The sequence below is a fragment of the Paenibacillus sp. J22TS3 genome, from assembly GCF_018403205.1.
GTDB lineage: Bacteria > Bacillota > Bacilli > Paenibacillales > Paenibacillaceae > Fontibacillus > Fontibacillus tuaregi.
This window is the reverse complement of sequence record NZ_BOSF01000009.1, coordinates 134,659-151,401: the sequence shown is the minus strand read 5'-3', so window position 1 is coordinate 151,401 and position 16,743 is coordinate 134,659. Positions and strand designations below refer to the sequence as shown.

15 protein-coding genes are annotated in these 16,743 nt (G+C 49.7%); 11 read left to right on the top strand and 4 right to left on the bottom strand.

All coding sequences use genetic code 11. From position 1 onward, the window contains the following. Positions 1-3: 3 nt before the first annotated feature. The gene (locus tag KJS63_RS22940) at positions 4-2,052 is read left to right on the top strand and encodes a methyl-accepting chemotaxis protein (protein WP_213621237.1); all 2,049 of its coding nucleotides are present in this window, start codon (positions 4-6) and stop codon (positions 2,050-2,052) included. 194 nt (positions 2,053-2,246) lie between these two features. Here the strand turns inward: KJS63_RS22940 and KJS63_RS22935 are convergent, their stop codons facing one another. After that, positions 2,247-4,157 (bottom strand): beta-N-acetylhexosaminidase, encoded by a 1,911-nt coding sequence (locus KJS63_RS22935; RefSeq protein WP_213621236.1) that lies wholly within the window; start codon positions 4,155-4,157, stop codon positions 2,247-2,249. A gap of 206 nt (positions 4,158-4,363) precedes the next feature. Between KJS63_RS22935 and KJS63_RS22930 the strand changes: the two genes are divergently transcribed. From KJS63_RS22930 to KJS63_RS22890, 9 genes are all read left to right on the top strand, one after another. After that, complete coding sequence (locus KJS63_RS22930; protein ID WP_213621235.1) at positions 4,364-4,819, top strand: hypothetical protein; 456 nt, start codon at positions 4,364-4,366, stop codon at positions 4,817-4,819. An 88-nt stretch (positions 4,820-4,907) separates the two neighbouring features. Further along, complete coding sequence (locus KJS63_RS22925; RefSeq protein WP_213621234.1) at positions 4,908-5,501, top strand: DUF1349 domain-containing protein; 594 nt, start codon at positions 4,908-4,910, stop codon at positions 5,499-5,501. Positions 5,502-5,668: 167 nt separating this feature from the next. Continuing rightward, the gene (locus KJS63_RS22920; RefSeq protein WP_213621233.1) at positions 5,669-6,322 is read left to right on the top strand and encodes a lysozyme inhibitor LprI family protein; all 654 of its coding nucleotides are present in this window, start codon (positions 5,669-5,671) and stop codon (positions 6,320-6,322) included. Positions 6,323-6,407: 85 nt separating this feature from the next. Further along, a complete protein-coding gene (locus KJS63_RS22915) occupies positions 6,408-6,653 on the top strand; it encodes a DUF6597 domain-containing transcriptional factor (protein ID WP_213621232.1) in 246 nt (81 codons plus the stop codon). A 112-nt stretch (positions 6,654-6,765) separates the two neighbouring features. Further along, on the top strand, positions 6,766-7,431 hold the full coding sequence (locus KJS63_RS22910) for an MgtC/SapB family protein (protein WP_213621231.1): 666 nt from the start codon (positions 6,766-6,768) through the stop codon (positions 7,429-7,431). Positions 7,432-7,678: 247 nt separating this feature from the next. Beyond that, positions 7,679-8,062 carry a GntR family transcriptional regulator gene (locus tag KJS63_RS22905; protein WP_213621230.1) on the top strand — a complete coding sequence of 128 codons (384 nt, stop codon included), beginning with the start codon at positions 7,679-7,681 and terminating at the stop codon, positions 8,060-8,062. A gap of 24 nt (positions 8,063-8,086) precedes the next feature. Next, positions 8,087-9,469, top strand: a complete 1,383-nt coding sequence (locus tag KJS63_RS22900) for a DUF5808 domain-containing protein (RefSeq protein WP_213621229.1) — start codon at positions 8,087-8,089, stop codon at positions 9,467-9,469. Positions 9,470-9,682: 213 nt separating this feature from the next. Continuing rightward, positions 9,683-10,108: a DUF3995 domain-containing protein gene (locus KJS63_RS22895; protein ID WP_213621228.1), complete on the top strand. Its 426-nt coding sequence runs from the start codon at positions 9,683-9,685 to the stop codon at positions 10,106-10,108. Positions 10,109-10,410: 302 nt separating this feature from the next. After that, complete coding sequence (locus KJS63_RS22890) at positions 10,411-11,343, top strand: hypothetical protein (RefSeq protein ID WP_213621227.1); 933 nt, start codon at positions 10,411-10,413, stop codon at positions 11,341-11,343. 151 nt (positions 11,344-11,494) lie between these two features. On the opposite strand, the gene KJS63_RS22885 is transcribed toward KJS63_RS22890, so the two are convergent. The 3 genes from KJS63_RS22885 to KJS63_RS22875 all read right to left on the bottom strand — a co-directional run bounded on the left by KJS63_RS22885 (position 11,495) and on the right by KJS63_RS22875 (position 14,655). Next, positions 11,495-12,367 (bottom strand): carbohydrate ABC transporter permease, encoded by an 873-nt coding sequence (locus tag KJS63_RS22885; protein WP_213621226.1) that lies wholly within the window; start codon positions 12,365-12,367, stop codon positions 11,495-11,497. A 22-nt stretch (positions 12,368-12,389) separates the two neighbouring features. Beyond that, complete coding sequence (locus KJS63_RS22880) at positions 12,390-13,247, bottom strand: carbohydrate ABC transporter permease (protein ID WP_213621225.1); 858 nt, start codon at positions 13,245-13,247, stop codon at positions 12,390-12,392. Between the two features lie 85 nt (positions 13,248-13,332). Next, entirely contained in the window at positions 13,333-14,655 is a 1,323-nt protein-coding gene (locus tag KJS63_RS22875) for an ABC transporter substrate-binding protein (RefSeq protein ID WP_244862745.1), read from the bottom strand. 254 nt (positions 14,656-14,909) lie between these two features. Here KJS63_RS22875 and KJS63_RS22870 point away from each other — a divergent pair, with 254 nt between their 5' ends. Then, the gene (locus KJS63_RS22870) at positions 14,910-16,703 is read left to right on the top strand and encodes a methyl-accepting chemotaxis protein (protein ID WP_244862744.1); all 1,794 of its coding nucleotides are present in this window, start codon (positions 14,910-14,912) and stop codon (positions 16,701-16,703) included. The last annotated feature ends 40 nt before the right edge of the window (positions 16,704-16,743 follow it).

Genomic DNA, 16,743 nt, shown 5'->3' with positions numbered 1-16,743 from the left:
TAGATGAAACTTAAAAGCATTAGGGTAAAAACACTGCTGTTGGTTTTGCCTTTCCTGATTATCATTAATTCTGTCATTTCAGGTATTGTCTTTGTAAGCGCCCGCTCGCTGCTGACCGAGGAGACAGAGAAGGAACTGAATGGGCAGCTGCATACAACGGAACAGAGTATTGAAAAGGGGTTGGTGGCTCACGGCAGTCTTACTGAGGTTATAGCCAAAAGCTTGCAAAGCCAATATCAGAAGCTGACTTTAGAAGATTATGACCACCTGCTTAAGAATACCCTTGCCGTGAACAAAGACACATTTGGAGTGGGAATCTATCTTAAGCCTTATGCCTACAATCCGGATACGAAATATTTCTCATCTTATGCCTATCATATGGGGGATGCCATATCGGTCATTCATGATTACAGTGATCCTTCTTATGATTATCCATCCAAAGACTGGTACAAGCTTGCTGAGAAAAGCAAAGACATTGCCTATTCCGCGCCTTATTACGATGACAAGACCAAGTCTACGATGGTGACGGCATCGGTGCCAACATTTAATGATCAGGCCGAGTTTATTGGAGTTACGACAGGTGATATCAGCTTAAATACAATTCAGAATATTATTAAAAACACTAAATTAGGTGAAACCGGCTGGGCTTTTATGATCAATAAAGACGGCACATATCTTGCCGGGCCGGATACGCAGCTGATCATGAAGCAAAAGCTTCAAGACAATAAGGACCCCGAGCTGGCAAGATTAGCCAAATCCATGCTGGAGCAAGGAAAGGGAAATACCGTATACAAAGGAGCAGACGGAAGCAATCATGTGTACTATGCGCGATTGGCACAGACGGACTGGGTCTTAGCGATGGTGCTGCCTGACAAAGAAATGAGCTCCAAGGTCAATTCCTTGATCATTAAAGTTCTAGTCGTAAGTCTTTTGGGAATTGCATTGGTTGTGATCGTCATTGTGTTGTTCACCAACTATCTGGCGGCGCAAACCAAGCGGGCCAACCAAATGGCGGAACAATTGGCCCAAGGCGATTTTACGCATCGGCTTGAGGTGAAATCACAGGATGAGTTCGGAAGAATGACGGCGAGTATGAACGAAACCAGTGCGACGCTCAGCGGTATGGTTAAGGAAGTTAGAGATCATGCGCTGTATGTGGCTTCCATATCAGAGGAGCTGGCCTCGAGTGCTGATCAGACGAGCCGGACATCCGAGGAGATTGCGCTAACAATTCAACAGGTAGCCGCGGGAGCAGCAGCCCAGCAGAGAAGCACGGAAGAGAACGCAAGAGCACTTGAGGAGCTGGCAGCAGGCATTCAGCGGATAGCGGAATCTTCTTCCTCACTCCATGATACGACCTTAAACACATCTGAGAGAGCTCAGAAGGGTAATGATACGATCCAGCTTGCCGTTCAGGAAATGAACCAGGTGGATCATATGTTTTCGGGTACGGCAGCCATTATGGAGAAGTTGTCCCGGCGTTCCGAGGAGATCGGGAACATTATCAAAGTTATTACAGACATCAGCAACCAGACGAATCTGCTGTCCTTGAATGCGAGTATTGAAGCCGCCCGTGCTGGAGAGCATGGCCGGGGATTCGCGGTTGTTGCTGCTGAGATCCGGAGCTTGGCTGAGCAGTCCAGACAATCCGCAGAGCAGGTTCGTGATATCATCGGGAAAATACAAAATGAAACAGCTGACGCCGCCGCGTCCGTTCAGAGCGGAGTACAGACTGTGAAATCAGGTACAGCCCGGGTTGAGCAGGCAGGCCACGCCTTTACAGGCATTTTCACGGAAATACAGCAAAATGTGCTTCAAATTCAGGAAGTCTCGGCAGTTGCAGAGCAAATGTCGGCAAGCTCCCAGCAGATCAGCGCGACCGTTGAGGATCTGGCTCATCTAGCCGGTGAAGCTTCGGATGGTTCGCAGAATGTTGCCGCTGCAAGTGAGCAGCAGCTTGCGTCCATGGAAGAGGTGGCAAGCTCAGCACAGTCACTGGGCAAGATGATGCAAGAGCTTCAAGATCTGTTAGATAAATTTAAAGTGGATTAGCCCGGGGTCAAGGAAGCACTATGGTTCTTGACGCAAAGATGCACCCTTACAATAATCCCTGGAGCCTATAAGGTAATCGGGGAAATTCATGGGGGTGCATCTTTTTGTTACATGTCAATTTCAAAGAGCTGCCAGTTCATCTGGCAGCTCTTTGAATTCATGTGTCCTCGAGCGGCACTCCTGCTGCTTCAGAATCAGAACGGATTCAGCACATGGTAGAAGACGTTCGGCGAGGCTATGCGGTAATAGTAGCTGCACCAGCCCACACCTTTGTGGTTGAAGCGGTTGGCCGTGCTGTAGACCAGCCGTTCCTGCTCCAGCTCCTCAATGCACGGGATGCGCCCTTCCACATAGTCCATGATCCGGACAGCTGCGGTATCCAGGCGGGTAAGCACACCTCCGTAGCGGATATCGATAACCTCCCAGCCAAAAGGCTTGAACATCCGCAGCCACTGTGTGCGGTGTGCCGCCCGGAGCTCACGTACCGCTTCGGCTATGGCAGGCAGTCCGTTCACCGCCATGGCCCGAAGTGTCCCGGCATCCTTCGCATCATATGCGAGCTTAAGATCAATGCCGAACTCGCTCTTCTGCTTGAGTACGGCTGCGAGTTTCTCCGGCATCTCAAATAAGTAGTCCAGCGCCGCTTCGGGATTACGCCGGCTGTGGATGCGCTGCTCCAGATCGGCATAGTGGCTGTTCAGTTCCAGTCCTTCAATTTGCTTGTCGAACAGTCCCAGAAGCACATCCTGATACAGGAGGAACTTCGAAGGGTTGCTCTGCTTGCTGTTGTTCGGCTCTGAACCCGGAACCTCATCCAGATCTTTAAGCTGAAGGAAGGTTTCCATGTCAATGCCGGTACAGAATTTCACCCGCTCCGCTAGCCAATCTTGGTTCGGCTTCTGCTCAGAGTAAGCATGCTCTGCATACAGCTGCAGTCCCAGCAGGGCGGCGAACGGATTTCCCTCATTGCCGTCATCGCCCCACATGGTCGCATAGACCTCGCGGATGCCTTCCTGTTTGCACACCTGCAGGGCCACATCCGAGGCGTTTAAGGATAAGCCATAGTTCACGCCAAACGTGTTGAAGATCCACACAGCCCCGGCGAATACCAGGTTGCAGCCCAGCGGCCGGTGATTGGCGATGACCTTCTCGTAATCCTCCGGCTCCATATGGGTGTAATCCCAATACACCATATCCACGTCCTTCGGGATGCGGCGGGCCATGTCTTCCGGGATGGAAATGTTCTTATCATAGTATTCGTCTCCGTTACCGGAAGCGAGCTTGAGGAACATGTCGCTCCACATCATTGGTTTCAAGCCGCGCCGACGGACGGCGGCCAGCACCTGGTCCAGGTGGGAGACCATGATGTCGAACCGGCTCTCGTATCCGTTCAGATCCAGATACTTGCCCCGGCCCAGCTCTTCCGCTTCATCCATGCCGATATGGATTTTACGGCTGCGGAACGGGGCGCATGCAGCCTCGATCATGCTGTCGATCAGAAGATTTGTCGCCTCACTTCCAACCAACAGGGCGCCCTTGGTGTCCCGGTAATGCTTGATGGGCTCCCATTTCAGGAACTCTTCAAGGTGAGCCAGCGTCTGGATGCTTGGAAAGGCTTCTATCCCGAATTGGTCGGCATAATCGTCAATTTCTCTTAACTCCGCCTCAGTATACCGTCCCCGCATGTACCCGAAATAAGGTTCGTTCCCGATTTCATAAGTATCTTCCATATACAGCATGACGGTATTCAAGCCCATCAGTGCCATCTTGTTCAGCATGGACTTGAAGCCGTCCACGGTAAGCACCGCATTGCGGGACAGGTCGAACATCGGGCCAACTTGATCAAACTGCTGCTTCTCATGAATGTGGAATACGCTGCTCTCCTGGCTGCGCTGAATCAGCAAGCCAAGTCCGCGGAAGAACTGGTGTTTCTGTCCGTAGTGAATGTAGGCCTGATCTTGATCACGTCCAACCTCCAGATCTCCCGCCGACAACTGAACCCGAACCGCCAGGCCATCCTCTTGCAGATTTATGCCGAGTTCATGCGAGAGTGACTGTATACCGGACAAGAGTTCGGCGGTATCCCCAGTGAAACGAAGCTTCATATGAAGTCCTCCTGTATCCGAGATTAATAGAAATACATTATAACATTATAATGTTATCGTATTGCAATCTGAATTGGAAATCAATACATAGGAACGCATTCTAGAATATAGAATAATAATCTGTATGGAATGATATGGAAGGACAATGTGATATACTGAGGGGGAATCATTCGGATAGTTTATTTTATATCGGGGAGTAGTTGGAGATGTTATCGGAAAAAGTGGTCAATCATTGCAAAAGCAAAAATTGGTGGTTTGAAGACATCGAAGAAGAGTATCAACACGCATTAACCAAGTTAGGCATCGATTTGCATTCAGATTTTGCCGCATTTTATTTGCATGCAGAGGATGGGCCGACATTCTTTAGCAGACGGCGTGAAATCTATCAGATTTGTTGGTTTATGATCAATTCTTCGGATTATAGGCTAGGCATGGAGAGAACTCATAACGTTTTAAAGCTGCCTGAGGAATATATTCCGCTCGATAACTTCGAGGGGGAGTTCGGCTTTTTTTATAATAAGAATACAGACGAGGTAGTAGCTTTAGGCTTGGGGCAGCAGATGCAGGATTTTTGTGCCGGTAAATTGATTCCACAATGGAAAAGCTTTAACTCCTTCCTGGAGTGGTATTTTGAACTGACAGATTCGTGTGTGACAATATAGAATAAGGCCTTAAGTTGCTACTGAACTGGAGCTAATCCGATGGTCTATGAGGATAGACATCATTTTAATAATTAAGGAGGCAAAAGACATGTTTCAGCAGATACCTTGGTCACAAGGCGTATGGTCGGACACACCCCGTTCCTATATTGAGAAGGAAGGGAATTTAGTGGTTGAGGCCTCGGAAGGAAGCGATTATTGGCAGAAGACGATGTATGATTTTGTGCATGACAATGGCCATTCGCTTCTGGGGCCGTGGAACGGTGAGGATGCCGTGGAAGTGAGCTTTCACTTGGAGGGATTTGATCATCTGTATGATCAGGCCGGGCTGATGCTGTGGAGCCACTCGGGACAATGGATCAAGGCAGGCGTTGAAATCAATGATGGTGTTCCGCATGTGGGCGCCGTTGTTACGGATGGCTTCTCGGATTGGTCGCTGGCACCGGTGCCGGATTGGGCGGGACAGACAGTTACAATCCGGGCCTCGCGGATGCGGGATGCGGTCATTATTAGAGCCCGGACAGAGCAGCATCCATGGCAGACGGTTCGGGTGTGCCGCCTGGCCGAGGTGGATTGGCAGGCCGGGCCATTCCTCTGCGCGCCTACAAGCGGGGGTCTGAAGGTTGCTTTTACCAGATGGGTTCGGACGAAGCCTGATGCCGATCTTCATGCAGATCCGTATTAATGCGATCCTAGGATTTTCTAGACTGTAAGTTCTTGTCCTATCTGGGCAGGCGCTTGCAGTCTTTTTAACATTCACGTAAATGGTAGAAAAATGAAACTTTACATAAGCAAACCGCGTCTAACCATCAGGAGCACTGCTGAAAAATACTTAGACCACAGGTGATGAATGTGAAAAAAATATTAATTCTTACCTCGCTGACCTTGACCGTGCTGTCCGGCTGCGGAAGCAGCTCAACAGAGGGTGCAAGCCAAGGGAGTCAGACCAACCCATCTAACTCAACAAACCAAGCAAACCCAACGAGCTCAACAAACTCAACAAACTATGCTGACCAAACGAATCCATCGAATCAAACCGGCGATGCGGACCACACCGGGTCCATTCTTGTTGAAGCGGTAAATCAACCGGGTAGGGGCATCCGGCACGAAATCGTGTCCGCTGTCTCTAAGCCTAAATCCGTTATCAAGACCAAACAGAAATATCTTAAGAAGCTGGACGCGGTAGAGAAGGGTATGGCCGATTTGGAGAAAATGTTTGACGAGGGATCTACAGCTTCGATGAGAGAAGCCTCCTCTGAAATGTTCAAACGTTGGGATCAAGCGCTGAATGAGGTTTATGGAGCCTTAAAACAGCAGCTGTCCAAGAAAGATATGGCCAAGTTGAAGACGGAGCAGCGCAAATGGATCAAACAAAGAGATGAAGAAGCAGAGAAAGCGGGTAAGGAATTTGAAGGAGGCACGTTAGAGCCGGTAATATTCACAGCAACTCAAGCAGAAATGACGAAGAAGCGGTGTTATGAGCTGGTCAAAACATACATGAAATAACTCCTAAAGGGGGTTATGCCGGATGCGTGCAGCAGATGAAGTATGAAGTGCCGACTGAAATTAGTCATCATAGAGGAGGATACACTTGGGGAAAAACACAAAAAAACCGAGCGGCCTGCTGCATGTTCACAAGAAGGCGAAGGTCTTCTCGCTTGATCTGATCTCTTCTTCATCGGACCTTGATCTGTATGTGGAGCATTACTGGATCGTTCACTGGGATCTACGGGGACAGGGGCCGCAGATTTCGGAGAATTTGCCCCATCCTTCGGTACATCTGGTTGCGGTATCGAAGCAGCAGAGAACTCTAATTTTTGCAGCCGGAATGAAGTGAAAGTTAGACAGCAGCCTTATTCCAAGTTAAGTTGGGGTAAGGCTGTCTCGTTCCAAGCCTCTTCCTTCCCCTTTTGGGTAATAACTAACTTAGAGGCAGGAGGTGAGTCACTTTGGAGTTTGATTTTTTAATTCAGATTGTGCTGGCCGGATTGTGCGGGATGCTAATCGGGTACGAACGCAAGAGCCGGATGAAGGAGGCCGGAATCCGCACACATTTTGTTGTGGCTATAGGGGCCTCGCTAATGATGATTGTATCCAAGTACGGGTTTCAGGACCTGCTTGGGCAGGAGGGCATAGCGCTTGATCCTTCCCGGATCGCGGCCCAGGTTGTCAGCGGCGTCGGGTTCCTCGGAGCGGGCATGATCTTCCTTCAGCGGCAGACCGTGAAGGGGCTGACTACCGCAGCAGGGATATGGGCAACGGCTGGTATCGGCATGGCCATTGGCTCCCGGATGTATATCGTCGGCATCGGGGTCACGCTGCTGATCCTGATTGCGCAGAAGCTGCTTCACAGCAGCCGGGTGAGCTGGCTGGGCGTACCCCGGACAGAGCAGCTCTATATCCGCATTCAGAATGAACCGGAAGGTATCGAGCAAATCCGGAGCCTTTTCGAGAAAAAGGGAATCGGCTTGCTGAATTTCCATACGGAGAAGCTCAGCGAAACTTCCGAGATTATGATGGAAATCACGGCAAGGCTGCCCGTGTCGTTTGATACAGGGCGGCTTCTTCCACTAATTCAGCAGCTGCCTTTTGTGAATATGGTCGAAATTCAATAGACGGTATTCGTGCTCAATCAAGCGCATCTGATGAATTTTATAGTGGTGACCATGTGGCAGCAGATTCTGGGCCGGTAAGCACTCTTACTCTTCACTCAATGTATAGAGACATGAAAAGGATACCCACCAGGGTATCCTTTTCATGTTCTCTCTGTGCTGGTATGTGGAGTCGACTTTAAGTATTATTTGTATTATAATACATAATACTTAATGGAATAACTGGTAATACATAGAGGTGAGTGAATACATGGTAATTTCATTGCAGCTGGATGGAGATACGCCTTTGTACGAGCAACTGCGCAACCAGATTGTCATCGGTATTGCCACAGGCGAATTGGCCCCGGATGAGAAGCTTCCGACTGTCCGCCAGCTCGCGAATGAACTGGGGATCAATACGATGACCGTAAACAAAGCGTATTCGATGCTCAAGCAGGAAGGTTATATTGTGATTGACCGCCGGCACGGGGCCAAAGTGAATGCTTCGCTAAGGAGTGACCCGGAGCCTTCTACAGAGCTGGAGCAGCAGCTGCAATTAATTATTGCGCAGGCGGCAATCCAAGGGATTGAGCCATCCCGTTTCCAAGCTTTGTGTGATCAAATTTTCACGAGAATGACTTATCGGCAAGCCTAAAGTACTGGATAGGAGGAATATTCAATGCTGACTGTAATTTTGCTATCGAGCGCGCTGATCAGCTTCCTCACCATCTCCGCGACGTATAAACCGCAGGCCAAGTACAAGAACGGCATGCTGTTCGCTGTTACGCTGCCGCCTCATGCCTTGGAATATCCCGAGATTGAAGCGGTGCGGGCAAGCTTTGGCAAGAGGTATGCCAGGTACAGCATCTGGATGATTGCATGTCTTGTACCGTTTGTGTTCATGTACAATCTGGTTTTTTATCAGGTCCTATATTTCTTCATTTGGTTCTTCTTGTTCTTCTTTCTTATGGGCGTTCCATTTCGCCGTGCGTTCCGGGAGACCCTGGCTCTGAAACGGGAACATGAGTGGTTTGTCGGTGAGAAGAAGGTTATACTGGGCGATCTGCGCACTGCCCGGTTGAAGAATCAGCGCTCCGCGCCATTGTGGCTGTACATAATCCCTTTTGCCATGGGGGCGGCCCTGCTGCTTGTGGGTCTTCGCAAGGACACTCAGCTTGTGGGTGTATTATCCGGCGGTATCGTTATAACCGGGCTTTTTCTGCTTATCTCGGTCCTTTCCCGGCGGACGAAGGCCAAGGTGTACAGTGAGAACAGCGAGGTGAATCTGGCTCTGAATCAGGCCAGACGCAGAGCCTTGTCCTATCTGTGGATACTTCTGGCTGTCGTCGAGAATATACATTTTCTGCTTATCTACTTGCTGCTTGCCAATACGAATGAAGCTATGGAGGGCTTCTGGATTACGCTGATTGTGCTGGCCACCCTGGTTCCTGTTGGCCTGCTTGTTTACGTTTACCGTAGAATTCAAAAGCAGGAGGAAGAGGTCCTATCTCAGGACGGTAAGGTCATCCGAACGGATGACGACGAATACTGGGCTAACGGAATCACCTATCATAACCCTTATGACAAGAGCGTATTTGTAACCAAGCGTGTAGGGATAGGAGACACCGTGAATACAGCAACTGTAGCCGGCAAGATCATGGTATGGGGATCTGTTGGTTTATTGGCGGTCGTAGTCCTTGGTGTGTCTCTCATGATGATCCTTTCCGAGTTGAATCCGCCAGTGTTAAGCATTAAGCCGGACCGGGAGGTTGAAATCAGTTATCCTCTGTATTCCTTCGACTTCCATCTCTCGGAGGTTGAGCAACTGGATTTGGTTGAACATATGCCAACCGGGTCGAGAACTAATGGGGAAGCTACCGAACAGCATGCAAGGGGGTATTTCCATCTGAAGGGAATAGGCAAGGCAAGGCTGTATGTTTATCGGGAAAACCCTCCATATATTCGGATTAAACTTAAGGATACGTATGTATTCTACAATGAGAAAGACCCGCTCAGAACAAAGGAACTGTTCGGACAGCTGCAAGAGCAACTGGGAAGATGAACTGGGCATAAATGGACTACAGAGTAATTAATAAATCGGTGAGCCATTTTCTTTTGTTCAGCAGGTGAGCTGTGAAGTCCTAGCGAATGTTACGGAGTAGGCGCTAATTAGGATAAGTGCTGACGGGAGAAGCGGGTTCCTATATTAGGTCATAGAGATAGGGACATGTTCGTCGTCCATGAATACCCTAAAATGAAAGGGGACTGAAAGCCAATGGCAGCTATTCTGAGTTGGATTACCGGTCTGATTCTGTTTCTATTAAGCGCGATACATGTCTATTGGGTGCTTGGAGGCGCCCATGGAATAACTGCTGCAGTTCCAAGTCAGGGGGGGAAGCCGCTGTTTCGTCCCTCGAAATCCGCCACATTACTGGTAGCACTGTTGCTGGCGATTGCGGCCTGGCTTGTGCTGGAGCTTGGCGCCGTGCGGCCGGTACTTTACCCGCCGGGGCTGCTTCGGATAGGAGGGTGGCTTTTGGGTTTAGTGTTTATTGCCCGGGCGATCGGGGACTTCCGGTGGGTCGGATTTTTTAAGGCTCATAAGGAAAGTGTATTTGCCCGGTGGGACACCGTGCTGTTCTCTCCATTATGCTTGTTTCTGGGTGCGGCCACTCTGGCGCTGATCATTCTCGGAAGGTAAGCGGCCAAGGTGCATCGCGACATGGAGCGGAGTACGGGGCGTGGCCCCGAATGGCAGGCTTAGGCCAACACTAAGGCGATACTTTCGAATAAGGGTATATATGGAGTAAGAAACTCTTGATATGTCAGTTCATCAGACACCTGTCTTCATGGCGGGTGTCTTTTTCTTTTGCCGCACGATTATCGCCCTCCCTATTTGCTTCCTAAAACTACCTGTTTGGTTGGGAAAGGGTCTGGTTATTGTCTTGTTAACGGTTCCGTGGGCTGGATATATCCGTGGTGAAAAGGGAGAGGAGCTTGACAGTGAAGAGTTGTATGAAGCGGATGCTTGCGGGATGGATGGTTATCATGGTGGCTTGCAGTATGTTCATAGAAGTGAGTATGGGCAGGGCAGAGGGGGCAGACAAGATCAGCAATTTCCAGGCCGCCTCAGTGAAGGGGCCGCTGATCCCGGGAATCGGGCAGGGCAGGGAATGGGTGCCGCAGGGACTGGCACTTGTTCCGGGTAAGGATTGGATGATCACCTCCCACTACTTAGGCAAGGAGACGGTTAACCAGCCTTCAGGCATTGTTATCACGAACACGAAAACACATAAACGGGTCAAAACCCTCTATTTGTATGAGTCGTTTCTGCGGCCGCATACCGGGAATGTGGGAGGCGTTGCGGTGAGCCGTGAGCATTTATGGATTGTGTCGGGTTATACAATCTATAAGCTTCCCTTAAGTGTTCTTATGGACCGCAGGGACTTCAGCTGGGTGTTCATGACAGGATATGAAGTGAAGCATAAGGCATCCTATGCCACTTATGAGGGTGGAGTACTCTGGGTGGGAGAGTATATGGACGGTAAGGACAACGGGAGAACAACCTGTGCTTCCGGCCCAAAAGGGCGAATCTTCGGTTATAAGCTGAATGCTTCCGATGACCTGTCCTCCAAGCCCGTGCCTGCTTACAGCCGGTCTACACCCGACCGGATTCAGGGCGTCGCTGTAAACGGCAGCCAGATTGTGTACAGCCAATCGTGCGGCAGGGATGTTCCGAGCAAGCTGCTCGTGTATTCGAAGGCTGCCCCTTCCAAGCTGATCGGCACAGCGAAGCTGCCGCCGATGGCTGAGGGCATTGCTTTCTCAGGAAGCTGGCTGTATACGAGCTTCGAGTCAGCGGCTCATAAATATGCGGGTGGTCCCTATCCGCTTAAGAATGTGTATTTGATTAATATGAGAAAGCTAAAAATTTAGAGAGCTTTATAATAGAGTGTTCAGAAGCCCCCTCCCAGGGGGCTTTTTATGAAACTAGCCAGCTTTGTAAACGAGTTAATTGCCAGTGTTCTTCACAATCAGCTGCACCTATTACAGCTAATCTGTCAGCCACGAACCTTGCTGAGTGTCATTATCCCTTAATGGCACCCTCGGTTAGCCCTTTCTCAATATACCGCTGAATGAACAGATAGACGACAAGGATCGGAATAATGGTGATTGATACCGCGCTGGCCATAAGGCCAAAGTCGGTCCCATACTGTGAGCTAATTTCGCTAAGGAGAGCTACAATAGGACGCACGCTATCCTTGTTGACAAAGATCAGCGCCGAGAACAGGTCATTATATGCCCACAGGAATACGAAAATACTTGCAGAGGCAAATACGGGCCTGGAGATTGGCAGGAATACACGCGAGAACATGTTCAGGCGATTGCACCCATCCATAAATGCAGCATCCTCCAGATCCTTCGGTATCGTTGCCATATAACCGGAAATGACCAGTATTGCAAAAGTGAGATTTGACGCGGTATGCGGCAGGATAAGCCCCCAGTACGTGTTCACAATGCCCCATTTGATGAGAAGTTCGTATACAGGGACGACTGTGGAGAAGGAGGGGATCAGGAGCGTGGCGACCAGGATGGAGTAGAGCACAGATCTGCCGCGGAAGCGGAATCTGGCGATCACATAGGCGGCAAGGCCTCCCATGATCAAGACAAGCAGCACCGTGCTGACCGACATGATTAAGCTGTTCACATAACTTTTCCCAATATTAATCCGGTCAAAAGCCGTCGTATAGTTCGTGAGAACCGGAGAAATTGCGATAGTGAAGGAGTTGTTCATCACATCTCTCGATAGCTTGAATGAATTGTTTACGAGCCAAAATAATGGATAGATGGTTGTGAGCGACCATAAGAACAAACAAATATAAGTAAAGATTGTCCCCCCATTGAATCGTGTGCTGGGGGTCGCCCGCCTTCTAGATATAACCGATTGGATTTGCTGCATTCCTTACACCCCTATAACAAGCTTAATAAGTGATTTCTTCCTTCTTCAGCAAGCGGTTGGTCACAATGGACAAGATGACACCGAATGCAACGATATACACGGCAATCGTCGAGCCATAGCCGAAGTTCAAATCAATCAAAGCCTTCTTGTACATGTAAGTTCCAAGCACCTCGGTTTGATTCTGGCCTCTTGTTAGAATCCAGACAAAGTCGAACACCTTTAGCGTGCCGGTTATGGCCAGGGTTAAGACGACTTTAATATCGCTGAGAATCAGCGGAATCGTAAGATACAGGGTCTTCTTAATCCCGGTTATCCCCTCCAGCTTGGCCGCTTCATAGAAATCAGAAGGGATTTTCGACATGGCCGTCAGGAACAAAATAAAGTAGAACCCCACATAATGCCAGACGGTCGGGATTGCGACCGATTTAAGGGCGCTGTTCTCGCTGAGCCATAACGCCTTGTCGAATCCAAGACTTTCGAGAGCTCCGTTCAGCAGGCCAAATTGAAAGTTGTAAATTAACACAAACAGGAGCGAAATCGCTGCACCCGAGATCACGATCGGGAAGAAGAACACGGTGCGGAAAAAGGTTTTACCCCATCTAATGCTGTCGACCATAACGGCCAGAACCAGGGCAAGGCCAACTTGAAAAATAATCACGTACAGCATAATTTCAAGGGTGTGCAGGGTTGCGGCTCCAAGCAAGCCATCGCTGAACAGCCGCTCGTAGTTATCTAACCCCACATATTTCTTGTCAAAGAAGCCTGTCGTACGGAAGAAGCTGAGGTAAAAGCTTTTAAAGAAAGGGTAGTACACGAACGTGGTCATCATGATCGCCGCAGGCAGCAAAAATAAAAAGATATACTTCTTGTCACCCTTCATTCAATCACCTTTGATCTTTATTTTACTTGCGGATTGAAGATGATCACGCCGCCCGTAAGGACCTTATGAGCGGCGCGAAGCAAGCTTATTTCTTATTGTTCTCTTCGACCTTCTTCGCTTCTTCCAGTGCCTGCTCTGGTGTCTTTGTGCCCTTTAATACCGGCTGAATGTTCTCACGGATGGTGGTGAAGGTCTCCTGGCTGACCTGTGTATCAATCGGTGCGTTAATCGTTGGCGCATCCGCTGCCATTTTGAATCCATCCAGTGCCACCTGAGGAAGGCCGGTCACCTCAACATTGGCTGCCGGTGTACCGCCGTTGGATTCAGCAATGATCTTGATGCTCTCCGGGGAAGTGAGATGCTTGAGCAGCGCAACGGCCGCGTCCTTCTTCTTCGTATCCTCATAGGTTTTTTTCGCCATATAGAACCCTGTACTGAAACCGCCAATAATGTCTTTGCCGCTTCCGACACCGCCGGTAATGGCCGGGAATGGGAGAACGGTGGTTGTATTGCGGACCTGTTCAGACATGCTGTTAATCGCCCAAGAGCCTTCGATGATCATAGCGCTGAGGCCTTCGGAGTAATAATTCATAGCCATGTTCAAGTCAATCGTTGCCGCATCCTTTGGAAACGCTCCCAAGTCATAAAGCTCTTTTAGACCGGCCAGTCCTTTCCCCCAATTTGGATCTATGCCGCTGAGAAGTCCTTTGTGATGCCCATCCGGTCCTGCAGCGCTGAGAATGCAATTCTCAATAAGATAATGGGACTGGTCAAACGGCGCGGATATAGGGGTAATTCCCTTGGAGGCCAGCGTTTTAACGGCGGTTTTGAGCTTAGCCCAATCGGTTGGAAGCTCGAGCTTATGCTTCTCGAAGATGGCTTTGTTCACGAACAGCCCTTCATAAAACCCGGTTAATGGAATGGCATAAATATTGCCGTCTTTTTGCTGCACCAGCTTTAGCGCATCCGGCTTAAAGCCGTTCTTCCAGTCCGCATCGGCATCCAGCAGCTCGTTCATCGGGATGACCTTGCCGGCTTTCACGAACCCTTCGGCATCCGCCCCTACAAAATAAAACAGCAGATCAGGCTCATTGCCGCTGTTCATATCCGTGTTCACTTTGGTGCGGAATCCATTATCGTTCGCCGACATGACATCGTTATCGATCGTTACGTTAGGATGTTTGGCTGTAAAATGATCAAGGACTTTCTGGAAAGCCGCTCGTCCCGCATCCGTTCCCCCAAAGGTAGAGAACACACGGAGTGTAACCGGCTCATCCTTCGGCGGTTCCGCTTTCGTTTCCCCAGGCTTATCCGCGGCTGCTGGGGTGTCCTTCGTTCCGCTGCAAGCACTCAGAATCAAAACCATCACTAGAGCTAACATCATAAGTGCCTTTGAGCCTTTTAACAACACACATCATCCCCCTCATATCTTGGTTCTCGGGTTACGAATCTGCTTGACCATGATGTATATCTCAACTTATGTCATTCATACTTCCTCCATGAGTCATATTCGGGGGTAAATATCTCTAGTTAGACCATATACTCTTCAATAACTCTCTCCTTTTTTCCAAATTATGAAACTTTCAGTAAAACCGCTGAAAGCTCTTCATTTCATCCCCTTTAATTTCGATAAATATTAAGTACTTCAAAAGGGGGGGATGGATGTTGAAAACTACAAGAGAACTTAAAGTCGATCTCAGGCTGAAGCTGTATGCCATTATGCTGATTCCTCTGCTGGTCATTGGGGGGCTGGTCGTATGGACAACCAAGACATCAAGTGAGAACGCCTCTTTGTCCACGATGCAGCATAATAATCAGCAGTTGGTCGTGAATACGGCAGGCCATCTTGGCAAGCAATCCGATGTCATCGAGAGACTGTACGCAAGTCCTTCAGAACAAAGCAGCGACTATAAAAGCCTGCGAAATGAGATTAACACAGTGCGTCTGCAATCCGGCGCCTTGTATGTGTACATGTTCAACCGGACCTCCAAAGGCTGGATGTATACGGTGGACGGAGCAGGCTGGGATGATAAAGAATACAGCGCTTATGGCGATGATATGGTGTTTTCGGATAAAAAGGTGGAGGACGGACTTCTTAAGGGTGAAGTCGTTACCACAGGGTTGGTGAATGACCCTGCATGGGGAGAGCTGCTGTCATCTTTCTCTCCAATCAAGGACCCGAGCGGAACGATTGTCGGTTATCTCGGCATTGATATTTCTGCTAAAGCGGTAAGTGAAGTGACCTCGGATACGCTGGCCAGCTCTTACCGGACGGTTATCCCTGTCTTTGGAGTCGTGTTGGCGGTATCCATAGGGGTCATGCTAGTTGTACTGTACGGAATTCTCAGACAGGTCCGTGATATTAAGCTGAGCCTGGACCAGGTGGCTAATGGCAATCTGAACGTGGTGTCCAGACGATACACAAGGGATCAACTCGGCGATGTCAGTGTACTGATTAACCGGATGGTATCCCAGCTGACCAGAATTGTTCTGGGCATTCAGCAAGGGGCGGGAACTCTGCAGGAATCCTCGTCCAATATCGCTCAGACCGCTCTTGGCAATCAGCGCCAGACGGAGGAGCTGTCACGGGCTATCGAAGAGATTGCCATTGGGTCGATGAAGCAGGCAGAAGAAACAGAACTATCTGTGAAGCGCTCGGAAAGCCTGGGACAAATCATGGATGAGGTTGGAACATACGTCCACCAATTTGCCCATACTTCAGAAAGGCTATCTGAAGTACAGACTCAGGTCACAAGGGAGCACGAGCTTCTGCTTGAAAAAGGCCGGGAGAATGCCGGCCGTGTCGGCGAGCTGCGTCTGATGTCCAAGTCGCTGACAGATCAGTCTCAGCTGGCTTCGTCTATTAGCGGGCAGATCCATAATATTTTAAAGATGACCCAGATCCTGTCCTTGAATGCCTCGATTGAAGCAGCCAGGGCGGGAGAAGCTGGAAAGGGCTTTGCCGTGGTGGCCGGGGAAATGGGTCAGCTGGCCCGTCAATCTGAAGAATCCATCCAGGAGATCGATACTATTCTGGAGTCCTTCGTGAATGAGACGAACCGGATGAGTGAACACTTTGATGAGAATCTGGCCTCTGTTCAGGAGCAGGAGCAGCAAATTGCAGGATGTCTGGAAGTGTTCGGCCAGGTCAGCCGTATCTCGGCGGAGGTTCAGGAGCTGGCTCAGCGTCTGGCGAACCGGACAGCCGACATGCATGCGATTCGCCAGGAGGTTGAACAGCACCTCAGCTTCATTGCTTCGGCTACGGAGGAGACCTCCGCGATGACGGAAGAGGTAGCAGCCAGTGCCGAAGAGCAGAAGAAGGCAGCAGAGGAGCTGTCCGCAGTTTCAAGCCGGTTGGCTGGTCTATCAGACAGCCTGAAGTCGTACGCGGACCAGTTCAAGGTCAAGGAGACCAAGGCAGAGCAAACAGCCGAAGAAGAAGGACAAGCATAAAGGAAGAGCCGCATTCAGCTATGGAATGCGGCTCTTTTTG

Bases quoted from the DNA above. Each gene is read 5' to 3' on its own strand.
- KJS63_RS22940 (WP_213621237.1), top strand. From the start codon at position 4: ATGAAACTTAAAAGCATTAGGGTAAAAACACTGCTGTTGGTTTTGCCT.
- KJS63_RS22935 (WP_213621236.1), bottom strand. From the start codon at position 4,157: ATGAAGCTTCGTTTCACTGGGGATACCGCCGAACTCTTGTCCGGTATA.
- KJS63_RS22930 (WP_213621235.1), top strand. From the start codon at position 4,364: ATGTTATCGGAAAAAGTGGTCAATCATTGCAAAAGCAAAAATTGGTGG.
- KJS63_RS22925 (WP_213621234.1), top strand. From the start codon at position 4,908: ATGTTTCAGCAGATACCTTGGTCACAAGGCGTATGGTCGGACACACCC.
- KJS63_RS22905 (WP_213621230.1), top strand. From the start codon at position 7,679: ATGGTAATTTCATTGCAGCTGGATGGAGATACGCCTTTGTACGAGCAA.
- KJS63_RS22900 (WP_213621229.1), top strand. From the start codon at position 8,087: ATGCTGACTGTAATTTTGCTATCGAGCGCGCTGATCAGCTTCCTCACC.
- KJS63_RS22895 (WP_213621228.1), top strand. From the start codon at position 9,683: ATGGCAGCTATTCTGAGTTGGATTACCGGTCTGATTCTGTTTCTATTA.
- KJS63_RS22885 (WP_213621226.1), bottom strand. From the start codon at position 12,367: ATGCAGCAAATCCAATCGGTTATATCTAGAAGGCGGGCGACCCCCAGC.
- KJS63_RS22880 (WP_213621225.1), bottom strand. From the start codon at position 13,247: ATGAAGGGTGACAAGAAGTATATCTTTTTATTTTTGCTGCCTGCGGCG.
- KJS63_RS22870 (WP_244862744.1), top strand. From the start codon at position 14,910: ATGTTGAAAACTACAAGAGAACTTAAAGTCGATCTCAGGCTGAAGCTG.